Annotated in this window: 4 protein-coding genes and 1 pseudogene; all 5 read right to left on the bottom strand. The window is 66.2% G+C overall.

Features of this window, described 5'->3' with window-relative positions; genetic code table 11:
* On the bottom strand, positions 1-346 hold a 346-nt coding region (locus tag VFA16_RS17815), incomplete at its 3' end, for a toll/interleukin-1 receptor domain-containing protein (RefSeq protein ID WP_324969091.1).
* A 108-nt stretch (positions 347-454) separates the two neighbouring features.
* Positions 455-2,833 (bottom strand): hypothetical protein, encoded by a 2,379-nt coding sequence (locus tag VFA16_RS17810; protein ID WP_324969090.1) that lies wholly within the window; start codon positions 2,831-2,833, stop codon positions 455-457.
* A gap of 133 nt (positions 2,834-2,966) precedes the next feature.
* Positions 2,967-3,635 carry an FABP family protein gene (locus tag VFA16_RS17805; protein ID WP_324969089.1) on the bottom strand — a complete coding sequence of 223 codons (669 nt, stop codon included), beginning with the start codon at positions 3,633-3,635 and terminating at the stop codon, positions 2,967-2,969.
* A 149-nt stretch (positions 3,636-3,784) separates the two neighbouring features.
* Complete coding sequence (locus VFA16_RS17800; protein WP_083085236.1) at positions 3,785-4,087, bottom strand: DUF1416 domain-containing protein; 303 nt, start codon at positions 4,085-4,087, stop codon at positions 3,785-3,787.
* Positions 4,088-4,089: 2 nt separating this feature from the next.
* Positions 4,090-4,219: pseudogene (locus VFA16_RS17795) on the bottom strand (sulfurtransferase); the annotation flags it as partial.

Raw genomic sequence — 4,219 nt, 5'->3', positions numbered from 1 at the left:
TACTGCTGTCAACAGTGGGGTTTTGGTAGTCGATAATCTGAAGTGCCGCAAGAGGATTGGCCCGCATGCTGTCGACCGGGCCGATTTGGACGGGAAGGATCGGTCGCTGCAGCGCCTGGGCATAGCGCAACTCCGCCTGACAGGGCTTGGACCTGAGCGAGTGATTCGACAGCGCGACGATGAATACCTCACACGAGCGGATCTGTCGCAGGATCTCGCCCCACCAGGCTTCACCGCCGGCTAGCTCTTCATCGAACCAGATCTGTTGGCGCGCCCGCCGAAGCGCCGTCGTCAGCGCCTCGATCGCCGACCTGTCTTGGCTCGAGTAGCTGACAAATAGCGCCATAGCACTCTCCTAAGCGCGGAACGCCCACCCGCTCCAAAGCAAGGTCCCGCTGCGTCGTTTCATCGAACAAGCCGGTAGCCGGCGAATGCTGCCATCTGCTGACGACACCTATTCGCCTCCATCATGGGTTTCGGCGTCGGTCGATGGATGCAATTCGGTGTACCTTTGCGCAAATACGTCGCCGGAAACCGGCCACTCCTCCCCGTCGGCGCCGCGCACCACCCAGTCATGCTCCGACGCGGTCGCACAGCCCTCCAGGGTCTCGACCTTTTCGCCTGGCTGCGCGGGCCGGGCGAGGACCCGTCCGCGTCGTCGCCACGTGCGACCGCCGACATGTTCATACGTGGCCCGGAAGATTTCGTCGTTGACCGACCACGTCTCACCATCCTGGTGGACCGCCCAGTCTCCGGCGTTGGCTCGCATGGTGTCGCCGGTCTTCGACGTCCATGTCCACGGCGTACTGCGTTGCTCGGCGGTGACTGTGCCCGACCGGACGAACGGCTGCCACAGGGGGCGGGACCGGTATCCGAGCTGGCGCAAGCTCCACAGGGTGGCCGCCAGGCTCGTCACCGCGGCGTTGAGCAGGTCCGGCTTGCCTTCGACGACCGACCAGTCGACGAGCTTGTCGTGGATCCGGTGTTGATCGTCGCGAGTCGGGCCGTACTTCCAGCCGGCCCGGCGGTAATAGCGACACCAGTCCTCGTGTTCTGCCTTCGCCATCTTCAGTGCGGAATCGCGGTCAAAACCCATGCGGGCAAGCTGTTCCAGCGGCGGTAATCCGGCCATGTCGCGGGCGGAAAGCGGCGCGGCGGGGCTGCCCCACGTGTTCCAGGTATGCCCCGCGATCTGCTCAACCATCCACAATGCGTTGCGCACCTGGCGTCGGTTTGAGCCGCGGTAAAAGTCGTCAAGCTGTTCCCAGGGCAAAGCCGCCGGGGAGCGGGGTGCGTCCGGGTCGAGCGTGGCGACATAGCGCTCGTGGATGAGTCGTGCTGCCCGCTCCCAGGCGTCCTGGGCCTGTCCCTCCGGCATATCCAACGCCAGTCCGTACGGCTGCAGTCGGCCCACGATTTGCAATGGCTCCTCGCCGATCCGGGCGTTGGGATCCCAGCTATAAATGGGCATCGCGGGAAAGCGGGCCGCCAGCCTGGTACCGGTCGTCGGGCCGCCTGCTTGGTCGTCAACGAAGATCACAGCGCAGTTTTCCGCACCACCGTCTTCGAGCAGTCGCATCAAGGTCGACAGCGTGGGCGCCTCCGCCACCGCGTCGATGGCCGGCCCGCTCGACACGAATCCGGATTGTCGAAGATAAAACTCGTGATCCTGGCGGTATTCTTCGGCTTCTGTGCCGACCAGGGTCAGCGCGGGCAATGGCGCCTCGCCGGGTGCGGAGTAGTAGTTGCGTTCCAGGCAACGTCGAGTCAGGTCCGCACACAGTGCCAGTGTCAATTGCGAAGCGCCGCAGACGAATACACGCTCAATGGTCTTCGCCTCGACGATGTTGTCCAGCAGCCAGCGCGCGGTCACTTCGTACTTGCCGACAACGTCTGCCGCCCAGCGGGTGTCGGATCCGCCGAACTGTTGAGCACGCCATGCCTCGGCCAGCCACGGGTCATCGATACGCACGATGAGCGGCACCCGAAGGCTGCTACTGTCCGCCGACAGCGCACGGCTGATCACGTCCAACCTGGAGAGGTTGGTGGCGGGATCGGCCGACATCAGGTAGAGCCGTCCGAGATGGCGCCACAGCGGTAGCGCCTCGAGGCTCGCCGGTGTGTTCAAATCGACCGCCAGCACGCGGGCGCCCTGGGCGCGGGACTTGTGTGCGGCGGGCTCGTCGGCGCTACCGGTGATGACGACCAATGTGCTGCGCCGGTCCAGTGTCCGCGCGATCGCGCTGACCATCGGCTGGGAGTCTTCGTCGATACCGACAATGGCGGTGACGGACTCGGCAAGGTTCGCGCGGAGCCGGTCCACCTGGGACCGAAACAGGGTGACCACGACGCCGCCCAAACCGGTGAAAATCGCCGCTAGCGCCGCCAGCCGCGCCACCACCAACGCTGCCGGGGTCGGGTTGGGGCACACATGCCCACCCAGCGCGAAGTCGCCCGTACCGCCCTTGACCAGCGAGGCCACCCATACCAGCGGTGTGAAGAAAGCTGGATGAGTGGGGTCGTGACAGTTCCAGTACGAGCTGAAGCCCAGCACGGCGCTGACGGTGACGAGTCCGGTGATGACAGTGAACGGGACCGTCACCAACCGGTGACTGCCGCCGGACCGGAAGCCGAGCGTGCACAGCGCGGCCAGCACCGCGACCACGAGCGCGATCGTCGGCCATGATCCCGGCCCGCCGAACCACCGAAGCCAGCCAGGCAGCCACTGAGCGGCCGAGGGGTGCAGTGCCAACACGGCCAGACAAATCAGCAGAACCAGGGCAACCGCCGACACGACCCACGTCACCGCGCGGGAAATCGCGGCACGACGCATGGCGGGCCTCCCTCCTGGGGGTTGCACCGCACATGATGGCACCTGACCCGGCGGGTCGAACGGGAAACAGCGCACCGGCAACGGGCCTGCCGGCCTCTATGGCCCGATTGCGGCGCGGGCTACCCTCGTGTCGCTATCCGGCGTACCGCGACAGCCGCGCAGAAAGGTGCGGCACCAGCCCGCCGTCGGGGTCCACCCGCTCTTCGACGTAGGCCAGGTCGCCACCTTCGACGATGCCGTAGAGCCGTTTGGCTCCGCCGACGAGGACACCGGACTTGCTGCGGGCAAGCGCGTCGGTGACGAGTTCCCACGACGACTGGGTGCGCGGCCGCCCGTAGAACAACTCGACGTAACCCGCCGAGTGGGCCAGCAGCAGCTCGATGGCCTGCGACTCGGTCGGGTCGGCGGGATCGTTGACGAAGCGCCAAAACCCCGTCTCGCGCAGGGTTAGGCCCTCGTATTCGCCCGACTCGGTCAGCCGCCAGGACCTGGCCTCCCAGTTCAGATAGTCACCGCCGTCGTGGCTGACAATGATCTGCTGGCCGAACCGGTAATCGCCGTGAGCGCCGCGGCCCTCTCCTTCCCCGCGCCACACGCCGACCAGCGGCAGCAACGCCAGCAGCGCGTCATTCAGGTTGGCGCCTTGCCGCAGGTTCGCGGTGTCGGCGGGGATAGGCAAGTCGTCGAACACCGGAATGTTGCGGCCCGCAGTCACTTTGGCTCGTTCGGCCGCCTCGGCCAGTGCCCGCTCGCCAGAGCCGATCCGACCCGCCAGCCGGTCACGGTTTTCAGCAGAACTCACGAGTCGTCGCTGATGAGGCGATACAGCGTGTACAGCGCGAACCACGCGATGACCACGACGGCCGCGACCAGCATGATCTCGAAGAACAGGACCACGGCCACGAGTCTAGTTCGCGCGCCGCCACCCGGGTTGCCGGGCGCGGGCCGGCCTCAGGCGACTTTGATGTCGACCTCGTGGATGCCCGCGCCGGACGGCTGCACCACTGCGTCGCCGTTACCGGCGGGCGACAAGGCGCGCACCGTCCAGGATCCCGGCGCTGCGAAGAACCGGAAGTCACCGGTGGCTGACGCGACGACTTCGGCGGTGAACTCGTCAGAGGAGTCCAACAGCCGCACGAATGCCCCGCCGACAGCCTGGCCGGAGCTGTCCACGACGCGACCGGTGATCACCGTCTCCTTCTCCAGGTCGACGCTGGCCGGCAACGTCTGTCCTTGCTTGGGTGGTGTGCACATATTCAGCTTCCCAACTCGATCGGGACTCCCACGAGGGAGCCGTATTCCGTCCAACTTCCGTCGTAGTTCTTGACGTTTTGGTGCCCGAGCAGCTCGCGCAGCACGAACCAGGTGTGCGACGAGCGCTCACCG

The sequence above is a fragment of the Mycobacterium sp. genome, from assembly GCF_035653355.1.
Classification (GTDB): Bacteria; Actinomycetota; Actinomycetes; order Mycobacteriales; family Mycobacteriaceae; genus Mycobacterium.
This window is presented reverse-complemented; position numbering and strand designations above follow the sequence as displayed.

What these genes read in the sequence shown, in the direction of transcription:
- VFA16_RS17810 (WP_324969090.1), bottom strand. Translation starts at nt 2,833, where the DNA reads ATGCGTCGTGCCGCGATTTCCCGCGCGGTGACGTGGGTCGTGTCGGCG.
- VFA16_RS17800 (WP_083085236.1), bottom strand. Translation starts at nt 4,087, where the DNA reads ATGTGCACACCACCCAAGCAAGGACAGACGTTGCCGGCCAGCGTCGAC.